Origin of the sequence: Geobacillus sp. DSP4a, assembly GCF_013096875.1 — a bacterium.
Lineage (GTDB): Bacteria > Bacillota > Bacilli > Bacillales > Anoxybacillaceae > Geobacillus > Geobacillus thermophilus.
Genome location: NZ_SDLD01000187.1, coordinates 1 through 514, shown reverse-complemented (window position 1 = coordinate 514; position 514 = coordinate 1). Strand labels below are relative to the sequence as shown.

The following is a 514-nucleotide window of genomic DNA, read 5'->3' as shown; positions in this document are numbered from 1 at the left end:
TTTCTTTGTTAAACCATTGATTTATACTTTTTAATCTCCGCCCATCAATGATGAATGATCTGCCGTCTGATGTGACACAAGTGGCAAGATTGTTTAATCCTAAATCAATTGCCAGTGCTTTTTGGTCATTTAATTCTCTTTGATCTTCAGGCATTTCATATTTGTACTGAATCTCAAAGAACCTGGCATGATGCTTAGGAATGATTTCAATCTGCTTAATCTTTTTGTCCAGTAACACAGGCGGAATCGTTATCGTGATAGGCTTGTGAGTCTTTTTAAATAGGCGAGAATACGGTATCGTGAATTTGTTGCCGTCTATACGAATCTGGCCAATGATCAGTGAATGAAAGCCATCTTTTTTAAGATATTTTGGAATACTGATAGCCTTGTGGTCATATTTTCCTTGTTTGGCAAGACTGATCAAACCAAAGAAAGATTTAAAGGCTTCATTGACCTTTTTTAAAATTTGCTGTGCCATGTTGCTGTTTAACAGCTTATAGTTTTCGTTAGTTTT

General features: G+C 35.6%; 1 protein-coding gene. It reads right to left on the bottom strand.

Translation table 11 applies throughout. The features are described from left to right. A partial coding sequence (locus ETC02_RS18665; RefSeq protein WP_171698472.1) for a transposase occupies positions 1 to 514 on the bottom strand: 514 nt, incomplete at both ends.